The organism is Ruegeria sp. BH8 (assembly GCF_056538065.1).
The window spans coordinates 1-21,375 of record NZ_JBQFSP010000025.1 but is presented as its reverse complement, the minus strand read 5'-3'; the positions used below and the strand labels follow the sequence as shown (position 1 = coordinate 21,375).

At 55.0% G+C, this 21,375-nt stretch carries 19 protein-coding genes; 15 read left to right on the top strand and 4 right to left on the bottom strand.

What is annotated here, in order from left to right; translation table 11 throughout:
• Window positions 1–122 precede the first annotated feature (122 nt).
• Together ACR0AD_RS20230 and ACR0AD_RS20225 are read right to left on the bottom strand one after the other, a co-directional pair.
• Window positions 123–1,475: an aminotransferase class III-fold pyridoxal phosphate-dependent enzyme gene (locus ACR0AD_RS20230; RefSeq protein ID WP_480489338.1), complete on the bottom strand. Its 1,353-nt coding sequence runs from the start codon at window positions 1,473–1,475 to the stop codon at window positions 123–125.
• 1 nt (window position 1,476) lies between these two features.
• A complete protein-coding gene (locus tag ACR0AD_RS20225) occupies window positions 1,477–2,289 on the bottom strand; it encodes an IclR family transcriptional regulator (RefSeq protein WP_480484910.1) in 813 nt (270 codons plus the stop codon).
• Between the two features lie 106 nt (window positions 2,290–2,395).
• On the opposite strand from ACR0AD_RS20225, the gene ACR0AD_RS20220 reads away from it, so the two are divergent.
• The 7 genes from ACR0AD_RS20220 (at window position 2,396) to ACR0AD_RS20190 (ending at window position 8,817) form a co-directional block, all read left to right on the top strand.
• Complete coding sequence (locus ACR0AD_RS20220) at window positions 2,396–3,325, top strand: tripartite tricarboxylate transporter substrate binding protein (protein ID WP_480484909.1); 930 nt, start codon at window positions 2,396–2,398, stop codon at window positions 3,323–3,325.
• Window positions 3,326–3,387: 62 nt separating this feature from the next.
• Complete coding sequence (locus tag ACR0AD_RS20215) at window positions 3,388–3,924, top strand: tripartite tricarboxylate transporter TctB family protein (protein ID WP_480484908.1); 537 nt, start codon at window positions 3,388–3,390, stop codon at window positions 3,922–3,924.
• Window positions 3,925–3,934: 10 nt separating this feature from the next.
• The gene (locus ACR0AD_RS20210; RefSeq protein WP_480489336.1) at window positions 3,935–5,467 is read left to right on the top strand and encodes a tripartite tricarboxylate transporter permease; all 1,533 of its coding nucleotides are present in this window, start codon (window positions 3,935–3,937) and stop codon (window positions 5,465–5,467) included.
• A gap of 8 nt (window positions 5,468–5,475) precedes the next feature.
• Window positions 5,476–6,960, top strand: a complete 1,485-nt coding sequence (locus tag ACR0AD_RS20205; protein WP_480484906.1) for an aldehyde dehydrogenase — start codon at window positions 5,476–5,478, stop codon at window positions 6,958–6,960.
• Between the two features lie 26 nt (window positions 6,961–6,986).
• Window positions 6,987–8,225, top strand: a complete 1,239-nt coding sequence (locus tag ACR0AD_RS20200) for a Tm-1-like ATP-binding domain-containing protein (RefSeq protein ID WP_480489334.1) — start codon at window positions 6,987–6,989, stop codon at window positions 8,223–8,225.
• Between the two features lie 218 nt (window positions 8,226–8,443).
• Entirely contained in the window at window positions 8,444–8,698 is a 255-nt protein-coding gene (locus tag ACR0AD_RS20195; protein ID WP_480489332.1) for a hypothetical protein, read from the top strand.
• Complete coding sequence (locus ACR0AD_RS20190; RefSeq protein ID WP_480489340.1) at window positions 8,641–8,817, top strand: hypothetical protein; 177 nt, start codon at window positions 8,641–8,643, stop codon at window positions 8,815–8,817. Before ACR0AD_RS20195 ends, ACR0AD_RS20190 begins: the two co-directional genes overlap by 58 nt.
• A 227-nt stretch (window positions 8,818–9,044) precedes the next feature.
• On the opposite strand, the gene ACR0AD_RS20185 is transcribed toward ACR0AD_RS20190, so the two are convergent.
• A complete protein-coding gene (locus ACR0AD_RS20185) occupies window positions 9,045–9,806 on the bottom strand; it encodes a helix-turn-helix transcriptional regulator (RefSeq protein ID WP_480489330.1) in 762 nt (253 codons plus the stop codon).
• A 128-nt stretch (window positions 9,807–9,934) separates the two neighbouring features.
• On the opposite strand from ACR0AD_RS20185, the gene ACR0AD_RS20180 reads away from it, so the two are divergent.
• The 8 genes from ACR0AD_RS20180 (at window position 9,935) to ACR0AD_RS20145 (ending at window position 20,450) form a co-directional block, all read left to right on the top strand.
• The gene (locus ACR0AD_RS20180; protein WP_480484903.1) at window positions 9,935–11,911 is read left to right on the top strand and encodes a CocE/NonD family hydrolase; all 1,977 of its coding nucleotides are present in this window, start codon (window positions 9,935–9,937) and stop codon (window positions 11,909–11,911) included.
• A 21-nt stretch (window positions 11,912–11,932) separates the two neighbouring features.
• The gene (locus ACR0AD_RS20175) at window positions 11,933–13,498 is read left to right on the top strand and encodes an ABC transporter substrate-binding protein (RefSeq protein ID WP_480484902.1); all 1,566 of its coding nucleotides are present in this window, start codon (window positions 11,933–11,935) and stop codon (window positions 13,496–13,498) included.
• 85 nt (window positions 13,499–13,583) lie between these two features.
• A complete protein-coding gene (locus tag ACR0AD_RS20170) occupies window positions 13,584–14,522 on the top strand; it encodes an ABC transporter permease (RefSeq protein ID WP_480484901.1) in 939 nt (312 codons plus the stop codon).
• 12 nt (window positions 14,523–14,534) lie between these two features.
• Complete coding sequence (locus ACR0AD_RS20165; protein ID WP_480484900.1) at window positions 14,535–15,392, top strand: ABC transporter permease; 858 nt, start codon at window positions 14,535–14,537, stop codon at window positions 15,390–15,392.
• Window positions 15,389–16,369, top strand: a complete 981-nt coding sequence (locus tag ACR0AD_RS20160) for an ABC transporter ATP-binding protein (RefSeq protein ID WP_480484899.1) — start codon at window positions 15,389–15,391, stop codon at window positions 16,367–16,369. The genes ACR0AD_RS20165 and ACR0AD_RS20160 overlap by 4 nt, the downstream gene beginning before the upstream one ends.
• The gene (locus ACR0AD_RS20155; RefSeq protein ID WP_480489328.1) at window positions 16,366–17,289 is read left to right on the top strand and encodes an oligopeptide/dipeptide ABC transporter ATP-binding protein; all 924 of its coding nucleotides are present in this window, start codon (window positions 16,366–16,368) and stop codon (window positions 17,287–17,289) included. The genes ACR0AD_RS20160 and ACR0AD_RS20155 overlap by 4 nt, the downstream gene beginning before the upstream one ends.
• A 12-nt stretch (window positions 17,290–17,301) precedes the next feature.
• Window positions 17,302–18,948, top strand: coding sequence for an amidohydrolase (locus ACR0AD_RS20150; RefSeq protein WP_480489326.1), 1,647 nt, complete (start codon window positions 17,302–17,304; stop codon window positions 18,946–18,948).
• On the top strand, window positions 18,948–20,450 hold the full coding sequence (locus ACR0AD_RS20145) for a M81 family metallopeptidase (protein WP_480489324.1): 1,503 nt from the start codon (window positions 18,948–18,950) through the stop codon (window positions 20,448–20,450). The genes ACR0AD_RS20150 and ACR0AD_RS20145 overlap by 1 nt, the downstream gene beginning before the upstream one ends.
• 308 nt (window positions 20,451–20,758) lie before the next feature.
• Here ACR0AD_RS20145 and ACR0AD_RS20140 read toward each other — a convergent pair.
• On the bottom strand, window positions 20,759–21,375 hold a 617-nt coding region (locus ACR0AD_RS20140), incomplete at its 5' end, for a hypothetical protein (RefSeq protein ID WP_480489322.1).

Here is a 21,375-nt window from a genome sequence, read left to right as displayed (position 1 = left end):
TCTACCAAAGCATCGAAAAACAAATGGGACGAGAAAAACTCAACCAACTCCTCGACCTGCTCGAAGAACTACAAGCCGTCAAAGTCTGACCCCGCCTTGTAACGGCGAGGTCAGGGAAGATTTTAAAGGCTCGCCAAACCGGTATCCAGCGCCGACAGGATCTTGGACACATCGTCAGCCGTGATGATCAGTGGTGGCGACAGAATAATGTTGTTACCCGACACCCGGACCATGACACCGTCATCATATGCAACCTTCTGCACCTGCAACGGAAGATGCTTGGCAATCGGTGCTTTGGTGCTGCGATCCGAGACCAGTTCCAGCACACACATCAGGCCCTCACCGCCGCGCACGTCGCCGACCACGTCGTACTTGTCGGCCAGCCTTTTCAGGCCGGTAAACAGTTCATCCCCACGAGCGGCGGCGTTCTCCCACACCCGCAGGCGGTTAATTTCCGCAAGTGCTGCCAAGGCTGCTGCCGCTCCGACCGGATGGCCGGAATAGGTGTAGCCCTGATCGACGGACGCTTTGCCAGTGGTGTCGCGTTCGAACACTTCGGCAACTTGACCGGAAATCATCGCAGCGCCGAATGGGAAATACCCGTTCGTAATAGCCTTGGCCGTCGTCATAATGTCAGGCTGCACACCCCAGTGCCGGGCTCCGCTTTCGCTGCCGGTGCGGCCAAAGGCTGTGATAATTTCATCCGAGATCAACAGAACGCCGTGTTTCGAGCAGACCTCGCGCACCAACGGCATGAAGCTCTCGTGCGGTGGAATTACACCACCAGCACCCAAAACAGGTTCCATGATGAACGCTGCAACAGTATTTGCGCCCTGGAACGCAATCTCAGCTTCCAATGCTTTGACGCAAAGCTGTGCCAAACGCTCGGGATCGGTCTCGTCGAAGGGATTGCGATAAGTCCATGGTGCCGGGATGTGGAAACATCCAGGCATCATCGGTTCGTAGGCAGCACGGAACTTCTGGTTGCCGTTGACCGACGCTGCAGCGAAATGGGTCCCGTGGTACCCCTGTTTCAAGCTTATGAATTTGGTGCGCCCGTCCTCGCCGCGTACCTTGTGGTACTGTCGTGCCAATTTCAGTGCGATTTCAACCGAATCGGAGCCGCCCGAAGTAAAGAACGCGCGGGTCAATCCATCTGGCTCGAAGAACCGGGCCAGCTCGTATGACAATTCGATCGCCTTGTCGTTGCTGGTGCCACGGAAAGTTGAATAATAGGGCAAAGCGTTCAGCTGGTCGGCAATCGCCTGCTTCACTGGCTCGCAGGAATAACCCAGATTGACGTTCCACAACCCTCCCACGGCGTCGATGGCCTTGTGGCCGTCCACATCGATGATGCTAACCCCTTCGCCGCCGACCAAAATGGTTGGTAGGTTCTTTTGGCTGTCGGCAGGGTGCGCCATCGGGTGCCAAAAATAGCGGGCGTTGTTTTCCTTCAGGAAGTTGGAATCCTTCATTTCAAAATTCTCCGGGAATTTCGTCCGACCGAACACTCGGTCGAAACTCAGTTGGAAAGTTTGCAGGAGCCTGGCCACCAAAGATTGCCGTAAGCTCTTGCGAAACTTGTTTCAGGGTATTCAGTAGGGGCGGCTGCCGGTCGCCTGCGGTTCTGATTTCAGGAACCGCGAATGAAACCGTCCCAAGCGCCAGTTGATCAATTCCGAAAACCGGGGCTGCAAAGCCATGAACACCGGTTTCGAAACTTCCGTTACTATAGGACCAACCGGTTTCCTTTACTTCGACGAGACGTTCTTGAATGAGTTCAAGGTTCGTTAGCGTAGAGGCAGTAATACGGGGCAAGTCGCGATTTTTGAGGCCTTCCAAAAGTGCAGGAGGGCCAAAACAAAGCATGCACAACCCTGAGGCTGTGGCGTTGAGCGGAAGGACTTCCGTGGGGTCTAGGCTAACTCGAACGCTGTGCTGAGTTGTCTCGACCACTAGCGCCGTTTGAAGAACATCATTTTCCAGAAGAGAAAGGTGCAGGCTTTCTCCTGCTTGTTGCATCGCGGCCTGCATTTTTAGGCGCGCTGCTTTGAGGCCGGGATTTGCAATCTCGCGTAACGCGGCAAGACGCAGTGCCGCCGGGCCAATCATAAAGGATTTTGTTCCCTGATTCTGCTCGATCAATCCGAACTCTTCCAGTTCACGCAGATGCCGAAGAACAGTCGCCTTATTGACACCAGATAGCCGAGCCATCTGGGTCAGCCCGATTTCGGGCCGTGCGTTGGAGAATAACTCCAACAATCTCAAAGCATTAAGAGCAGTTCCCATAAGTTACTCCTCCTCCTTAAGAGAATACTTGACACAATGTAATTAACAACGCAACAATAAACATGACTTATCGGTTCATTATTTGAACCATCAATGGGAGGAGTCTATGAAGAAAATTCTTACCGCTGCCGTAATGGCGGTCTCTGCATCAGCTGCTTTCGCTGAGTATCCAGAGAAACCTGTATCCTTCGTCGTTCCGTGGCCTCCGGGCGATCTGGAGGATGTATTGACACGTCTGATCGCAGATGAATTTCAGGAAATGTACGGCGTACCAGCAGCAGTCGTGAACAAGCCTGGCGGTGGTGGTGGTCCGTTCCCTGGTGCTGTCGAAGTCGCCACTGCTCCGGGTGATGGCTATACGGTCGGCTCTTTTGTAATAGGCGTGCCGGTGATTGGCCCCGAGATTGGCATTCCAGAGCTGAACCCCAACCCATTTGACCCAATTGGCATCTTCCTGACCTATCCGTTCGTGATAGCGTCCAGCAAAGACGCACCCTTCTCATCTTGGGAGGAGTTGGTGGAACATGGCAAAGATAACGATGTTGCACTGGGGCATTTCGGCTCTGTCCTGCCCCCCACCCAGGTGACATTCGCAGCTGCTGTCAGCAGCGGGTTTGATTTCGCCAGTGAAGCCGCATTTGATGCTCTGGACTGCAACACCCTGACTTCAGGCGACGTGGACGTGATCAACACGACACTTCAACTTATACTACCCTGCTTAGATCAGGTGAATGTTCTGGCCAGCATCGGCGGTGAGCGGATTCCCCTGGTCCCTGACACTCCGACTGTTGTCGAGCTAAATCCTGACCTGCCTTTGGCACTATGGAACGGTCTGTTCGTTCACAAAGACACCCCGGCAGAGGCGCGCGAGAAGATCTCGGCAGCCGCTCAAAAGGCTCTGAGCTCCGACAAAGCCAAGCAGCTTGCCGAGGAAACAGGTGCACTGATCTACTGGCAGGACCCGGACGCCTCCAACGCGCAGATTGAAAAAGACAAAGCCTCTTTCGCCAAAATCGAAGAGATTCTGGGCGAATAACTCAAGATTGGCCCGGCAGGATTCAAACTGCCGGGCCTATTTTAATCGGTGGGGAGGTAGAGATGATCGCGAAAACCTTACAGGACATGTTCAAACGATATCGCCGTCCTGGCGATGTAGTTTTTGCGTTCGTGTTCCTTGCGTTTGCTGTCTTTTTGTTAATGCAGCTGGACGAGCAGACACAAATCGTCAAGCGAACCAAGTGGTTTGCGCAACCCAGTCTTTGGCCAATGATAGCCCTCTGGGCCATGGTGATTTTCGGATTTCTGCACTGGCTCAGTTCAGCAATGTCACAGCGGCGTCACGGACGGTGGACCGAAGTGGCATTCTGGTTGAGGTCGTTTGAATATGTTTTCTACTTCCTCGTTTACGTAAAAGCTGTTCCCTTGCTTGGGTATCTTCCCGCGACGGTAATATTTGCCGTGTTTTTGGCAATTCGCACCGGGTTTCGCGATGCTAAGGGTATCGGTTGTGCCGCATTGTTCGGCGTTTGTGTCACGGTCATCTTCAGGGCTTTCTTGCAGGTGAAAATCCCGGCCGGCGCTCTCTATGAGTATTTACCCGACACGGTTCGCGCGTTTGCGCTGACGTATCTTTGAGGTTTCGCTGATGGATGCTCTATTATCAGGTTTTTCGATACTTGCGCAGTGGCCGGTAATCGTTGCGCTTTTGATCGGGTCAATCGGAGGCGTGATTATTGGCGCTCTGCCAGGGGTGGGAGCGCCGGTGGCAATTGCCATTCTGTTACCCGCCACTTTCGCGTTTGAACCCATCGTTGGCCTGACCCTGCTGCTAGGCATCTATGGGTCCTCGATGTATGGCGGTGCAATCCCTGCCGTCCTGATCAATACACCGGGCACTGCAGTCAATGCCTTGACCACCTATGACGGCTATCCAATGACGAAGCGCGGCCAGGGTCATCGGGCGTTGTCACTGGCCTATTCGGCGTCATTTTTTGGAGGCATCTTTTCGATAATTTGCCTTATGCTCTTGTCTCCCGTCCTAGCACTCGTTGCCCCGCATTTTGGCAGCCGTGAGATTTTCCTAGCCGCGTTGCTTGGCATCATATTGGTAATTCTCGCTCATCGCGGCCAGATCTTTGCAGCGGGCATGCTGGCGGCATTTGGTCTGTTCTTGAACACTGTCGGGCTGGAGCCGGTCAAATACACCCGTCGTTTCACGTTCGAGCAAAGCTGGCTGGCTTCTGGGGTAGACCTGATTGTTGTTGTGCTGGGGCTGTTCGCAATCAGTCAGGCATTGCTTCTGTTGCTGGAAAAAAACCATGCACCGGGTGAAGCACATGTTGGCGGAAGCATCTTTGCGGGATTAATAGAGCTGCTTGGCCTCAAGCGTATTGCAACCGTGTCATCCAGCATCGGCGTGTTCATGGGCATGGTGCCGGGCACCGGCGAGTTCACCTCGCAATTCCTGTCATACACATACGCACAAAAAACCTCTAAAAATCCAGAAGCCTTTGGCGATGGTTCGCCCGAAGGGCTGGTGGCTTCTGAATCCGCAAACAATGCTGTTCCCGGAGCGGCGATGATCCCGCTGCTGGCGCTGGGTATTCCTGGCGAGGCACTGACGGCAATGATGTTGTCAGTCTTTTACGTGCACAATGTGATACCCGGGCCGCAGCTGTTCGAAAACCAGATGGATTTCGTCATGGCCCTCTATATGGCGTTGATCCTGCTGAACGTGATCGTTCTGGTGTTTTTGCTGTTCTCGACCAATTTGCTGCTCAAGATCATTCAGATTCCAACTCGTTTTCTGGGCATCATGATCCTGATCCTGGCGTTTGTCGGCGTATACAGCCTGCGCAACTCGATCACCGACTGTGCATTGGCCGCGGCATTTGGAGTGTTCGGTCTGATCCTCAAACGGCTGGACTTGCCGATCGTTCCGATCATCCTCGGCATGGTTTTGGGCGGCATTATGGAGGTCAAGCTCCGCAGCGCCATGGCTCGGGTTAATTCACCGCTGGATTTTGTTGATAGACCGATTGCCGCCATCTTGTTCGGTATGATTGTTCTGATCCTCATTCTGCACTTTCGGGCTCTGTACTTCGAGTTCAGAAATAAGCTGCGACCAGAACCAAACGCCGAACCCGTCGATGCAGATCACCCAAATCAACAAGGTTGAGAATATCCATGGATCAGTCCCTAATCGACGCGCTGCGAATGCAGCAAGTCGCCCCGCGCGGCCACTTCATTAACGGCAATTTCACTGACGGTGAAACGGGTGTGCAGGTTGAAGTGTTGTCCCCCATCGATGGCCAACCTCTGACTAGGATCGCCGATGGCAGCGTGGCGGACATTGAAGCTGCCGTCCTGGCCGCTCGGGTTGCTTTCGAGGACGGGCGATGGTCCGGAATGGCACCGTCAGGGCGCAAGAAAGTGTTGCTGAAGCTGGCGGATCTGATCGAAGAGCGTGCGCTGGAAATCTCTGTTCTGGGAGTGCGCGACAACGGCACCGAGATCAGCATGGCCTATAAAGCCGAGGCGCTTTCGGCGGCGGCGACATTTCGGTACTATGCCGAAGCAATCGACAAGATTTATGGCCAGATCGCGCCAACCAGTCACGATATTCTTGGCCTGGTACACCATGCTCCGGTCGGCGTGGTGGGTGCAATCGTACCGTGGAATTTTCCGCTGATGATCGGCAGCTGGAAAATTGCTCCGGCCCTTGCGGCAGGCAATTCCGTAGTATTGAAACCCGCAGAAAGCGCTTCGCTCAGCCTTTTGAAGATTGCTGAACTGGCTGCTGAAGCCGGGGTTCCGGATGGCGTGTTCAACGTCGTGACAGGGCGCGGCTCGGTTGTGGGCGAGGCACTGGCACTGTCGATGGATGTAGACATTATGGTGTTCACTGGGTCAGGTGCGACGGGTCGTCGGTTGCTGGAGTATTCAGCTCGTTCCAATCTGAAGCGCTGCTACCTTGAGTTGGGCGGTAAGTCAGCCAACATCGTCTTCAACGACGCCCCGGATCTGGCCGAGGCCGCCAAAGTGTCCGTAGCGGGAATCTTCCGCAACTCCGGTCAAGTCTGCGTTGCTGGCTCTCGCCTTCTTGTTCAGGAAGATATCTACCAGGATTTCGTGGCCGAAGTCTCGCGCCATGCTGAAAACTTTCGCGTCGGCGATCCGCTGGACCTGAACAGCCAGATTGGTGCCGTTCACAGCCTGCCGGAACTTGAGGCCAATCTGGATTTTGTTGCCAAAGCCGAGGCGGAAGGGGCAGAGCGGCGCACCGGTGGTAATCGCATCCTGATGGAGAGTGGCGGCTATTATATGTCTCCGACCGTAATGGCCGGGGTAAAAGAGACGGACCACTTGTTTCAGAACGAAGTCTTTGGCCCCGTTCTGGCGGTGACCCCCTTCAAAAACGAAGAAGACGCGATCCGGTTGGCGAACGCCACCGTGTATGGCCTGGCTGGCGGTGTCTGGACATCTAACCTTGGCCGCGCCCACCGTATGGTGGCTGGTATCCGCACAGGCGTCGTGCATGTGAACACCTATGGCGGTGCTGATCTGACCGTACCGCTTGGAGGAGTGCGCCAGTCCGGCAATGGGCACGACAAGTCTTTGCACGCGCTTGAGAAATACTTCGACCTGAAAACGGCTTGGATCAAGCTCTGAATGGCGGCGGAACGAAGGAGGAGCTTATGACTATGAAAACGATCCTGCTGATCGGCACCTATGACACGAAAGAAGCCGAGATGCGTTTCATTGAAAACGCAATTCGCGCACAGGGCGCTGATGTACTGACAATGGATGTCTCAGTGCTGGGTGATCCCAAGACGCCAACAGACATCTCAAAGCACGACGTCGCTTCTGCCGGTGGCATGACCATTGATGAAGTCATCGCACAGGGGGATGAAAATAAAGCTTTTCGGGTAATGTCCGCGGGTGCCGCAAAAGTGGTTGCCCAGGCCTATGCCGATGGCCGCTTTGACGGGATGCTGGCCACCGGCGGTACCATGGGCACCGATCTGGCGCTGGACTGTGCACAAGCGCTGCCGATGGGTGTGCCAAAATACATTGTGTCCACTGTCAGCTTTTCTCCTCTGATCCCTCCGCATCGTCTGGCGCCGGATATTCAGATGATCCTGTGGGCCGGCGGGCTCTATGGTATGAACTCGATTTGCCAGTCTTCACTCAGCCAGGCAGCCGGGGCAGTTGTTGGCGCGACCAAGGCCGCTATTGCACCGGACCGCAGCAAGCCATTGATAGGAATGACCAGTCTTGGCTCGTCTTGTCTGCGCTACATGAAGACGTTGAAACCGGCGTTGGAGGAACGCGGTTTTGAGGTGGCGGTTTTCCACTCTACCGGCATGGGTGGCATGGCATTTGAAAAGCTGGCTGGCGAGGGCGCATTTGCCTGCGTGATGGATTTCTGCATGCAGGAATTCGGAAATTTTATGGCGGGCTCTGTCGTGTCCAGCGGCGAGGAGCGTGCAACCAGTGCAGGTCGCGTAGGCACACCGCAGATGATCGCGCCCGGAGCGTTGGACCTGTTGGATTTCGCGGGCTGGCAGGACATCCCCGACCAATATTCTGGTCGTCCGTTTCACGTGCATAACCGATTGATCAAGAGTTCCGTCTTCAATGGGGATGAACGCCGTGCTTGGATCCGTGAACTGGCCAACCGAATGGAGGCCGCAACGGGACCTGTCCACTTTTTCTTGCCTGTTCAGGGGGTTGAAGCATGGGACAAAGAAGGCGAGGCGGCGCATGATCCTGAAGCACTGGCAGATATGGTGGATGAGGCACGCAAGGTTATACCGGGTCGTGTGCCGATGACGGAACTTGACGCTCATATCAACGACAACGCGTTCAGCGAAGCGGTCCTCGTGCAATTTGATGCCTGGGTCGAGCAGGGTGTGATCAGCAAAAATCGCTGACCTTCGTCATTCCAACAAATGCATTTTGCCTTCGGACGCCGTGGCGCCGCCTCGAGGGATACCTGCGAAAGTTGCATACCATAACAGGAAAAAGATCAGCTTATTGCCGACAAGACAAAGCTGCTTGGACCCAATGTATCATCCCTCTAAGGCGACCCGGTCCATTTTGTTAGGGGTGAAGGAGTATCCTGCCAGGTATCACGGCACTGGGGAAACCAATGACGAATGGCCATCCGGTGGGTGGTGTTGTTACACGAGCAGAATTCCTTGTTACTTTTCTTAGGGGATATCGCTATTTCAGAACGTTTGATAGCAACCCCGTTTTCTGTGCTGCAGCGATGGCGGTATTGGAAGAGATCAAAGACAGCAATTGCTGGAGAGCGCGAAAAATGTGGGATTGCATGTTCGCAAATGAATGGAAGCGCTGGCGCAGAAACATGCCGTTATTGGAAACGCACGCGGATTCAGTCTGATCTTCGGTGCAGAAATTGCTTTAGACCGCGACGGCAAGGAACAAGGATATCGGCTTTCGCATATCTGGACGAGTAATACGAGAAAAGCGATCATTCTGATGGACACGTCTCCGGTTTGATTGGACCAGACAGTGACTATCGGAGCGAAAAGCTCGAGTTGATCGTGTCACTATGAACTGTTGGGTCACTATCTATGGGCTACGGTACAAAAAACGGTAACGTCCCTAGTACCTTTACACCCGCACACCACCAAAAGGACACGCGTAAGCAGAATAGCAAAGCCAAATTGATATGCCGGGTGTGATCCTGAAAAAAAACAGAGCGTCACATACATCCTTCCGACACTTCACTCCTCGGTAAGGTGCTTCCTGACAGTTGGATCAATCTTGGTACTATGAGTTGAGTAGATACCACAGGCGGCAATGGCCTCACGCGCGGTTACCCGCTCGTGCAGGCGCTTCCAGATTGTTTTGGCGGCATAGGGATGCGGGTAAGGCCGCCAAGCAACACCCATCGTCATTCCCCGCAGATACTTTAGTTGCTGGCGGTGCGCTGAATATAAGATGGTATTGGCAACGCTGCCTTCGCGCATCAACTCATGTTCGGTTATAAATATCCTGTTTCCCCGCATTGTCACCAAACCAACGTAACGGGAAATCTGGTGCATGCTTTTGTCTTGTGATGTGGCGATTTCGCGGGACCGGATTGCGAAAAGCCCATCAACTTCCTGAATACGGATTAACGAACAAAATATCTTCCCTTCCCAGGAAGGCGTGCAGAAAAACGAGTGATAGAAACCAACATAGCGCCTGAGGTTTTTGTGTTGGCCCCGAAAAGGATCCAAAAACGCGTCTGCGGGCGTTTTTCCGGATGGTGGTAAGACGTCCTTTAGCATTTGCTCAAAGTAAGCAGTTTCAGCGAACAGTTCGGCTTCTGTCAGGCCGAAATGGCGCGCGATCCGACGCATGTTGTGGGCCGAAGGCAGGCTGGAGCCATTCAGATACCGATTGAATTGCTGCCGGTTGACGCCAATATCCCGACAAATCTTTGAAATATTGCCGTGTTCTGCGCATAGCGACTTCAGGTTGGCAGAAAAATACTGGGACATGGAAAAACCCTTCGCTATTTGACGCTATTTCGCTGCAAATAGCATCACTTCGCATAAGATTGCACAATTTGTTTTTTCTGCAAATTGTTTTCTTCTTCGGCATCAGCTCGCAAAAAACAAGCTCTCGGATGCCAGTTAAAACCGTCGAAAACACATGGATCACACTCTCCGACGGGCGGAGGCTTGCTGCTCGACTCTGGTTACCCGAAACCGGTCCAGCTCCGGCCATTCTGGAATACCTGCCTTACCGCAAACGCGACGGCACAGCGCCCAGGGATGAAACAACACATAAGGTATTTGCCGAGGCTGACTATGCCTGCGTTCGGGTCGATATAGCGGGTACGGGCGACAGCGAAGGGCAATTCGACGATGAATACTCGGAACAGGAACTGAGTGATGGTGAAGAAGTCATCGCATGGATCGCAGCGCAGGATTGGTGCGACGGTCACGTTGGGATGATCGGAATATCTTGGGGTGGGTTTAATGGTTTGCAACTGGCTTTCCGGCAACCGCCTGCGTTGAAGGCCGTCGTCAGCGTCGCCTCGACCGTGGATCGCTATGCAGATGACATCCATTTCATGGGTGGTTGCCTGCTGAGCGACAACATGAACTGGGGTAGTCAGATGTTCGCTTATCTGACCAGGCCCGCAGATCCGGCCTTACGCGCAGACTGGCGAGAGGATTGGCTGATGCGGCTGCAAAACGTTCCATTTTCAGCCGCCGATTGGCTGCGTCATCAGACACGGGACACATACTGGAAGCACGGCTCGGTTTGCGAAGACTGGTCTGCTATCCAAACCCCGGTTTTGGCCATAACCGGCTGGGCAGATGCGTATGTAAATGCCCCGCCTGCTTTGACAGCCAACCTGACATCGCCCACCAAGGCCGTCATCGGGCCATGGGAGCATCGATACGCGCATATCTCGAAAATTGATCCTGCGGATTTCCATTCCGAAGTCATCGGCTGGTTTGATCGCTGGTTGAAAGAACAGGAAAACGGCGCAGAAGATTTGCCTGCGTACCGGACATACATGCAGGAGCATTTCAACCCGACACCGAAAAACAGCCCTCGGCAAGGTCGCTGGATAGCTGAAGGTCGCTGGCCATCGCCGCACGTACATGAACAGATCTGGCATCTGGCACCGGGCGAATTTTCCCCTACCCCAGCCCAAGGTTCCGCAGCCATTTCGTCGCCCTGCCATTTGGGCATGCAAAGCGGGTATTTTTGTGCAGGTATGCGGATCGATAACGAGCTGCCCGACGACCAGGCAAGCGACGATGCATTGTCGCTGTGCTTTGACAGCGCGCCATTGCGTGCGCCGCTGGAATTGTTGGGGCGCGCAAGACTGAAGTTTCGGTTTTCAGTAGACAAGCCTGTCGCTCAGATTATTGCGCGCCTATGCGATGTATCACCCGAGGGTATTTCACAGCGCATCAGCTACCGGTCGTTGAACTTATGCCATTTCCGCGATCACGAGACACCTGAATTCTTACAACCCGGCGAGGAATATGAGGCCGAGGTTGCCCTAAACGAATGTGCGCATCGACTGCGTGAGGGTCATGTGTTGCGGCTGGCCCTGTCGACGTCCTACTGGCCAATCATCTGGCCATCGCCAAACCAGGCACAGGTGACATTGCATTTGCAGGACTGCGCCCTGCATTTGCCGGTGCGCGAAGTATCGCGTGAAATCCAAGCTTCCGAACCCGGTCCGGCGCCGAAGTTTCCGGTTCTTGCAGCCGATCAATTGCGGACACCTGCGTCGCATTCCGAACGTAAAGAAACAGAAGACGGCCGGATCGTGCTTGAGACGTTTGACGACTATGGTAAATCACGCGATCCCTATCACGGCCTGATTGTCGGCAGTGATGTGCGCATGCATTACGGCATTAACCCGGATGACCCGGCCACTGCCCGGTTTGAGACGGCCTGGAATTTCACATTCGAACGGGCGGAGTGGCAGGTCGCCATCTCGACCGAGTGCCGCATGAGTTGCGACACGCAGAATTTCTACCTCTACCGCAAACTTCGCGCCACCGAAGGTGCCGATGAAACCGAAGTCCTGACAAAGGAATGGTCGGAAACCATTCCACGCGGATTTCTCTGACTTAATCCTAGGGAGGATACTATGAAGATAGAATGGACAAAGGCCAATGTTGGTCGTCGCGGGTTCCTGAAAGGCGCAACCGCGCTTGGAGCGACCACGGCGCTTCCGATGGGGTGGGCAAATCGCGTATTTGCAGCAGACGACGGTGTTCTGCGGGTACGGGCCTACGGCGATGCACAGAATATGGATCCGGCCCACTCGGTTGGTGTCGTGGAAGAAGAGGTACATGCCTCGATCTACAACAAGCTGATCCAGTATAAGCCAGGCGAGGAATGGGGCTGGCAGCTCGACGCGGCAACGATGATCGAGCAGGTTGACCCCACCCATATCAAGTTTGCATTGCGTGACGATATCGGCTTCACCAACGGCTTTGGCGCCATGACCGCCGAGGACGTCAAGTTCAGCATGGAACGGATCGTGGATGACGCGACCGACAGCCCAAACAAACCCGACCTGGGACCGTTCAGCCATGTTGAAGTGACCGGTGAACGCGAAGGGACGATTGTGTTGAACAAACCCTTCGCACCGATTTGGTCAATTGCCCTGCCTTACATCACCGGAAACATTGTTTCGAAAGCAGCGGTCGAAGCAGCCGGTGGCCGGATCGGTGCTGATCCGGTGGCAGAGTCCGGCCCATATCTGCGGGACAGCTGGTCGCCCAAGGAAAAAACGGTTCTTAAGCGCAACCCCGACTGGAAGGGCGATGCTCCGACATGGGACACAATCGAGATCTATCCGATCGACGACGAAAACACCGCCGAGATCGCGTTTGAAGCGGGCGAACTGGACGTAACTCGCGTGTCGCTGGGTTCAGTCGAACGTTATCGCGCTGGTGTTCCCAATGGAGGATCGCTGGTTGAGAAACCCTCGCTTTACTATGTCTGGATGGGAATGAATGTTGAACATCCAAAGCTGCAAAATCAGAAGCTGCGACAGGCGATTCAACATGCCATAGATGTCCCCAGCATTCTGGAGGCTGCCTATTTTGGTGCAGCCGAACCGGCAACCGGGATCATTGCTCCGGGTTTGGCTGGGCATCGGCCGTCTTCGCTGGTGCCACCTGAGGCAAATTTCGAAAAAGCGGCGCAACTGCTTGCGGAATCGGGTGAAACCAACGTCACTCTGACCCTCGACACGCTAAACAAGACAACGTTCACGACAACTGCACAGATCATTCAGGCGACGCTGGCGCAAATCGGTATCACAGTTGAGGTGAATGTTCTGGAATCCGGTGCGTTCTGGGCGTCTGGCGACAACGAAAACCTGCAACTTGTTCTGAACCGCTATTCGATGACGCCGGACCCGTATTATGCGACGTCGTGGTTTACGCCCGAGCAAATTGGCAAGTGGAATTGGGAACGCTTTAACAGCGCAGAGTTCAACGAAATCCACGAAGCTGCGGCTGGGGAAACAGATATCGCAAAGCGGGCTGAAATGTACCAGCGTGCGCAGGACTTGATGGAAGAAAGCGGTGCCTATCGCTTCATCACACACGAGGCAACACCGGTCATTCACAGCGCAGGTGTCATTCCTGCATTGCGCCCGGATGGGCTGTCGCTGCTGCGTTACTTTGGCAAGTCGACCTGACCTCCCCAGGTCGACAGGGAGCGGCGGGCGCTGACACTCGCCGCTCCATAACCAACGCCATCCAGCCACAAGGAGCCAGTTGGCCATGCTGAACTTCGCAACCCGTCGCTTCGGGCTGTCGCTGCTCATCCTTTTCGTGGCGGTCACCGTCATGTTCCTGATGATCCGCGCTGTACCAGGCGATCCGGTCCAGATCATGCTGGGTCCGCGCGCCACACCCGAGCTTCAGGCCCAACTCACCGCCGCACTTGGTCTTGATCAACCGATCTGGAAACAGCTGCTGATCTTTTACTCGAACCTTTTGCAGGGTGACCTTGGCACCGATGTCTTCTCGGGTCGGTCTGTGACTGAGATTGTGTTTCAGCAATTGCCGTTCACTCTGGAGCTGATTTTTGCATCAATCCTGTGGTCCGCAAGTCTTGGTATCGCACTTGGCGCTTATGCGGCTGCGCATCCAAACACGATGATCGACCGGATCGCCGCCGCAATTTCCGTCAGTTTTGTTGCCGCTCCGGCCTTTGTTGTTGCGCTTTTGGCTTTGTTGGTTTTCGCCGTTAATTTGCAGTGGTTTCCCGCCATTGGGGCAGGAGAGGGGTTCTGGGACCGCCTTGACCATCTGGTTTTGCCTGCATTCGCCATAGGGCTCAGCTGGGTAGGATATATCGCACGGCTGGTACGGGCGTCGATGCTCGAGGTCATGGGTGAAAGCCATGTGCGTACCGCCCGGGCCTTTGGTATCGCGGAACGTCGCGTGGTCATGGTTTACGCATTGCGTATCGCAATTCTACCCGTGGTCACCGTGATCGGGGTCGGGATGGGCTTTCTGCTCAGCTCAGCCGTTTTTGCCGAAATCGTTTTTGCCCGACCAGGCTTGGGTAAGCTGGTCATCGACAGCATCACGACCCGAAACTATCCGATTGTGATGGGTTCGGTCCTTGTATCAACGGCACTGTTCGTTGTGTCGACCGCCTTGGCCGATCTGATCAACGCGCTACTCGATCCACGCGCACGCACGGCTCATTAAGGAGGCGGAGTGATGGTAAAATCTCGTTCCGAACTTGGCCAGATCATAGTCGGGGTTGCCCGCGACCCGCTTGGGTTAATGGGTTTGATAATCGTTGGGACCATCGTGTTCTGCGCGATATTTGCTGCCTGGATTGTGCCTTACGATCCCATTGCCATGGATATCAAATCCCGCCTGCAAGGGCCGTCCGCGGCGCATCTGTTGGGCACGGATCAGCTGGGTCGCGATACGTTTTCGCGGGTGATTGCTGGGGGGCAGGTTGCGCTTAAAGTGGCGCTGCCAGCTGTTTTCGGCGCGATGGCGATTGGCCTGACTTTGGGCATGATAGCCGGGTACGGGCCGAAATGGCTCGACAACCTGCTGATGCTGTTTTTCGATACCATCCGGTCCTTTCCGACGGTGATGTTTGCACTGGCTGTTGTGGCCCTTGTCGGGCCCAGCTTGCAGACAGTTGTATTCGTGGTCATGGCGACCTCGATCCCGACATATGGGCGCGTGGCGCGAACCCAGACCCTGACGCTTCGCAATTCCGAATTCATTCTGGCAGAGCGATCAATGGGGGCCAGCATGACGCGTATTCTGGGTGTGCACATGCTACCCAATATCATCGGGGTTCTGGCTGTCTTGGCAGCCATGGATATACCCACCGTCATCGCGCTGGAGGCCGGGCTGTCATTTTTGGGGTTGGGTGTGAAACCCCCGACACCCAGTTGGGGAGCCTTGCTCAAGGATGGCTATTCCCTGATCCGCCAAACACCGTGGCTGGTGGTGGGCGGGGGCCTGCCGATCATTCTGGCAACACTTGGATTCACTTTCCTGGGCGAAAGCCTACGTGATGTGGTCGACCCGAAATTGAGGAAACAGCGATGACCGATACACTGCTGGAAATCGACCGCCTGAGTGTTGACTACGAAACGGGCCGTGGCGACCTTAAGGCCCTGAGGAACATCACATTCAACGTCAACAAGGGTGAAATTGTTGGTATTGTCGGGGAATCCGGATGCGGCAAATCCACCCTGATCTCATCCATCCTGCGCCTGACCGCCCCCAATACGCGGTTCCGTCAAGGTGAGGTTCGTTTCAAAGGGCAGGACCTGTTGAAGGCTTCCGAGCGTCAGATGCGCGACCTGCGCGGTGCAGACATATCCATTGTCTTCCAGGATCCGATGCAAACGCACAATCCGGTTCTGACCATCGGGCAGCAGATGCTGGACATTCAGCATCGCTCAAAGCAGTCAAAGGCGGATAAATTGACCCACGCAGCCAAGATGCTGGGTGCTGTCGGCATCCCCGATCCCGAAGCGCGCCTGAAGCAGTATCCGCATGAGTTCTCAGGTGGGATGCGCCAGCGGATCGCCATAGCAATGGCGTTGATGTCCGAGCCGGACCTCTTGATCGCGGATGAGCCAACCACTGCATTGGACGCCACTCTTGAGGTACAGATCATCGAGCGCCTACAAGAATTACAGCGCGAGTTTCATTGTGCCATTCTGTTTATTTCGCACCATCTGGGCGTGATCGCGGAACTCTGCGACCGGGTGGTGGTGATGTATGCAGGAGCCGTTGTCGAAAGCGGCGATGTGCGTGAGATTTTCCACAACCCTAAACACCCCTATACACGTCGTCTGATCGAATGTGATCCCGGCCACATCAAAGAACGCGCCCGCGTTTTGCCCACCATCCCCGGTGAAGTGCCTGATCTGGCCAACCTGCCCGGGGGGTGCATCTTTCGGGACCGTTGCGATCAGGCCATGGCGCGCTGCGCGACCGATGTGCCGCCACTGGATCAACTGAAAGAAGGCCACCACGCCGCATGCTGGCTGAACCACGAGGAGGTCGCAACATGAGCTTGCTGAATGTCGTGGATCTTAAAACCAGTTATGGACCGGTCAATGTTCTGGCGGGTGTCAGCTTTACCGTAGAACCTGGCGAAACTTACGCTCTGGTTGGTGAAAGCGGATCGGGTAAGACGACGGTAATCCGCGCGATTGCGGGTCTTGCGCCTGCACAGGACGGTTCGGTCACATTCGAAGGTCGGGAAATTCGGGGCGCGCCGGAAAGCGTCATGCGCCCGCTGCGTAAAGACATGGCGATGATGTTTCAGGACCCGGTCGGTAGCCTGTCGCCCCGCCTGACAATCCGCAGCCTGATCACCGAACCCTATCGCATTCAGGGTATGAAAGATCGCGATCTGGATGCCGAGGCCAAGCGCCTATTGGAAATGGTGAACCTGCCCGCGCATTTTGCCGATCGCTATCCCTATCAGCTGTCAGGAGGTCAGGCCCGGCGCGTGGGCGTCGCGCGCGCCCTGGCGCTGGAACCCAAGCTGATCCTTGCGGATGAGCCGACTGCCGGTCTTGATGTCTCGGTTCAGGGTGAGTTGCTGAACCTGCTCAACGAACTGCGCGAAAGGCTGGGGCTGGCGATGGTCATCATCACGCACAACCTCAGCGTCGTGCGTCACGTGGCCGACAGAATGGGCATCATGTATCTGGGCCGTTTGGTCGAGGAGGGCACAACCGAAACGATCTTCAACAACCCGCGCCATCCCTACACCCGCTGCCTTCTGAGCGCCAACCCCGAGCCGGACCCGGATGCGCGATTGGAACGGATCGCCCTCAAAGGGGAGCCTCCCAGCCTGCTGAAGCGGCCATCTGGCTGTGAGTTTCGCGAGCGTTGCCCCTTTGCCAGAGACATTTGCACCCAAACCCCGGAATGGGAAGTAAAGGGCGGCCATGGGCTGCGTTGTCTGGCCCCGCTGTCGTAACTAGGAAATCCAATGCCAAGCACACTCTACTTCAACGGCACCATCCTGACTATGGATGCGCAGAACTCTTCACCAGAGGCGGTGCTGACTGACGGCAACAGAATTCAGGCAGTGGGGGCCGAGGCTGAGTTGCGCGCCCGCATGCCTTCGGATGCGCACGAGCATGATCTGAAGGGTCGTACCCTGATGCCCGCCTTTATCGACCCACACGGGCACTTTCCCGATCCCGGCTTTGTTAAGCTGTTCCGTGTCGATCTGTCTTCGCCGCCTTTAGGGGATTGCAGAGACATGTCACAGGCGTTGGACAGGCTTCACGAAAAGGCGAGTGCAACACCCGAGGGTGAATGGGTCATGGGGGTGTCCTTTGACAATACGTCCATTCTGGAAGGTCGAATGCCCACACGGGCCGAACTGGACGGCGTGTCACAACGCCATCCAATCTGGGTCATTCACGCGTCGGGTCATAATGGCGTGGCAAATTCTCTCGCGCTGGAAAGACGCGGGATAACTCGTGAAACTCCTGATCCAGAGGGGGGCCGTTATGGCCGCGATCCGGAAACCGGAGCACTGACCGGATTGATGGAAGGGCTGTCGGCCATGGGTGAAATGGGCGATACTGATTTCCTGATTGACCGCGACCGGTTTTGGCGGGGTTTTGACGCCTGCCGCAGCGAATACCTGGCCCATGGTGTGACCTATGCCCAAAATGCCTGGGCATCGCAGCCCATGCTGGACCACTTCGCCAGCCTGCCTGCGGATCAGGATCCGGGAATTGACATCGAGCTTTTGCCCGTCGGAGATCTGGAGCCAGAGTTATCTTCGCGTTGGATTGGAACGAGCTGGCCGGGCAACCCGCATTTTTCGCTGGGTCCGCGCAAACTGTTTACGGACGGGGCCTTTCAGTTACAGACCGCGTATTTGTCTGCTCCATATTTCAAACCTGCCAGCCCTGATAATCCTTGTGGAATGACCTATACCTCGCAAGAGCAGTTGGTTGCGGATGTAGAAAAGCTCCACAGTCAGGGCTTGCAGATTCACTGCCACTGCAATGGCGATGCCGGTGCCGAGATGTTCATAGATGCGGTGGAAAAGGCGCTTGTTGCACACCCGCGCCAGGATCATCGACATACCATTATCCATGGCCAGGTTCTGAGGGATGACCAATTGGAGCGTATGGCCCGGCTTGGTCTGACCGTCAGCTTCTTTCCCGCCCATGTCTTCTTTTGGGGGGATCGTCATTACGATACTTTCCTGGGACCCGAGCGAGCCGAACGGATATCGCCAGCGGCGTCAGCCGAACGGTATGGCGTGCGATACACGATCCACAACGACGCCTCGGTCACACCGACGCGTCCAATCCATCTTGCCCATTGCGCGGTGAACCGAAAATCCGCTTCTGGCCGTGTGCTTGGCGAGGATCAGAAGATCAGCGTTATTTCAGCCCTGCGGGCCCAAACCATTGAAGCCGCGTGGCAGGTGTTCAAGGAAGATCAACGCGGATCCATAGAAACGGGTAAAATTGCAGATTTTGTTGTTCTTTCGCGCAATCCACTGCACGACCCGGACCGCTTGTCAGACACTGTCGTGCTTGAAACCATCCGCTATGGCGAAAGGGTTTTTTCCGCTGTGTGTACTGAACAAGAGTTTGAGCACGCATAATGGCGACCAAGCGTATTGTGATCGCGGGGTTTCAACATGAAACCAACTGTTTCGGTGTAACGAAAGCTGGGATGCCTGAGTTTGAGATGGCGGATTCCTGGCCGGGAATGCTGCATGGTTCACAGGTTGTTCTGGAAACCGAGGGCATGAACCTTCCGATCGCGGGTTTCACCGCCGCGGCACAGGCAGCGGGATTTGATGTCATTCCCGTTTTGTGGTGCTCTGCCGAACCGTCCGCCCATGTCACCGATCATGCATTCGAAACGATCTGCGGGATGCTGTTGGACGGAATATGGGGCGCAGGCCAGATTGATGGTGTCTATCTTGATCTGCACGGAGCTATGGTCTCCGAAAGCCTTGCTGACGGTGAAGGAGAGCTTTTGCGTCGCGTTCGTGAAACTGTGGGTCCAGACGTTCCAGTGGTTGCAAGTTTGGACCTTCACGCCAACATTTCCACCGAAATGGTCGAACACTCAGATTACCTGTCGATTTTTCGCACTTACCCACATTTGGATATGGCGGAAGCGGGTGCACGATGCGTTCCAGTCTTGCGTCGCCTGCTGGCGGGTGAAACCCTATACAAAACGTTCCAACCGGTGCCTTACCTGATCCCCCTGCATGCGCAACACACGGGTTCTGCGCCGATCAGTGATATCTATCAATTGCCTGTCAGGTTTGAACAGCAAGGCATTCTGGCAGAGATCGCTCTTGGTTTTACGGCGGCGGATTTTCCTGACACCGGACCATCCTGCCTTGCTTATGCCTTGACTGCTGAAAAAGCGGCTGCGGCTGCCAAAGAGATTGTCAGCATGTTCCTGTCCCGTGAGGCCAATCTTGAATGTAAGATGTTGTCTTTGGAAGAGGCCGTTTCTACATGTCGTCAAAGGCGCGAAAAACCCATCGTTCTAGCCGATGTTCAGGACAATCCGGGCGCAGGCGGAACGTCAGATACAACGGGGCTGCTGGCCGCTTTGATTGAGGGCGGGGTAAAAAACGTTCTGATGGGTCTGTTCCATGATCCGGAAAGTGCCATTCAGGCCCATGCGGCAGGGGAGGGCGCACGGATCATTTTGGCTATCGGCGCAAAGTCGAACCTGGCCGGACATGTTCCATTCAGGGCAGAGTTTGAAGTGCTTTCCTTAAGTGATGGAACGTGCCGCTATACCGGTGAAATGTATGGCGGCGGAACAGCTACGCTTGGCAAGACAGCTGCGCTTCGCTTGGTTGGACACGACGCCGAGATCGACCTTGTCGTCACAAGCATACGAAACCAATGCCTGGATCGCGCACATTTCACACATATCGGGTTAAACCCTCTGAGTTATTCGGTGATCTGCGTCAAAAGCACAGCGCATTTCCGGGCGGATTTCGAACCAATTGCAAGCCATGTAAATGCGGTCGCTGCGCCTGGGGTTTTCCTCTGCGATCTTGGAAAGGTCCCTTATTCTTGTATCAACAGAAGGTTGGCCAACTGTCGCCATACCTCCTTTGACGTGACGTGAAACGAAAGTTTGTTGACGTGAGATACGCCCCAATGGATTCAAATATCTCAACCCCGAAGGGCCAGCCTTGAGCCGTCCACATAAACCCGACCCCGATTGGATCTTGAATACGATTCCCTGAGGCCAGTCGGCCAAAATGCATCTTCATACACCAGTTGACCCACGTCTCTCTCAGAGCTTGTTACAACGCAAAGGCAACTTGCACATCACTGAATCGTTTCTTCGGCATAGATACACTTCTCTCGCACCAGAAATGTATCCGAGGCAATCGCAGCGCGATCAGCATCTCCTACTGAGCGGGGTCAACATTACCAAAAGAAGCTGTCATCCTCCAGCAAGGATGCAATTGTCAGGTTGGCATCCTCTTCTGACACATTGTCTGTGGCTTCTTGCCACACAGCTTCCAGGATGGTTGTCGAAGGCCCGTAAATGTTGTTTTTCACGCAAGAGACAACCAATCCATAGATATCTTCCTCATTCTGGAAGGTGGGCAAGTCTGGCACGAATTCCAGATAGTCGACATCTTCGTCCCATTCGGAGGCACCGGACTCCTCGGCCACCGTCACGGTATTGTTTTCCGGTGCCAACAAAGCGCTCAGTTTTGGTTGAGCAGGACCGATGGTCCCATTTCCATCAATATCGTGACTGTAGAAGGTTTCGACATCCACAACATTGGCGATGCTAACACCGCCTTGGTATTGCCCCGAAGCATCCGTGGTCCATTCAGCATATGACCCGTTCGCATTTTGCCACAGCACCTTGTAGCCACCGCCCGAGGCTTCGGCCTGAAGCGCCTGCCAGCCCGGCAGGCTGTCTGGCCCAATAGCATTGCCGTTATACGTCAGGTTGATGGTACCGTTGATCAGGTACTCACCGCGGGTTGAAGACGCGAGTGTTATCGACCCGCTGGTCTCGATATTGGTTA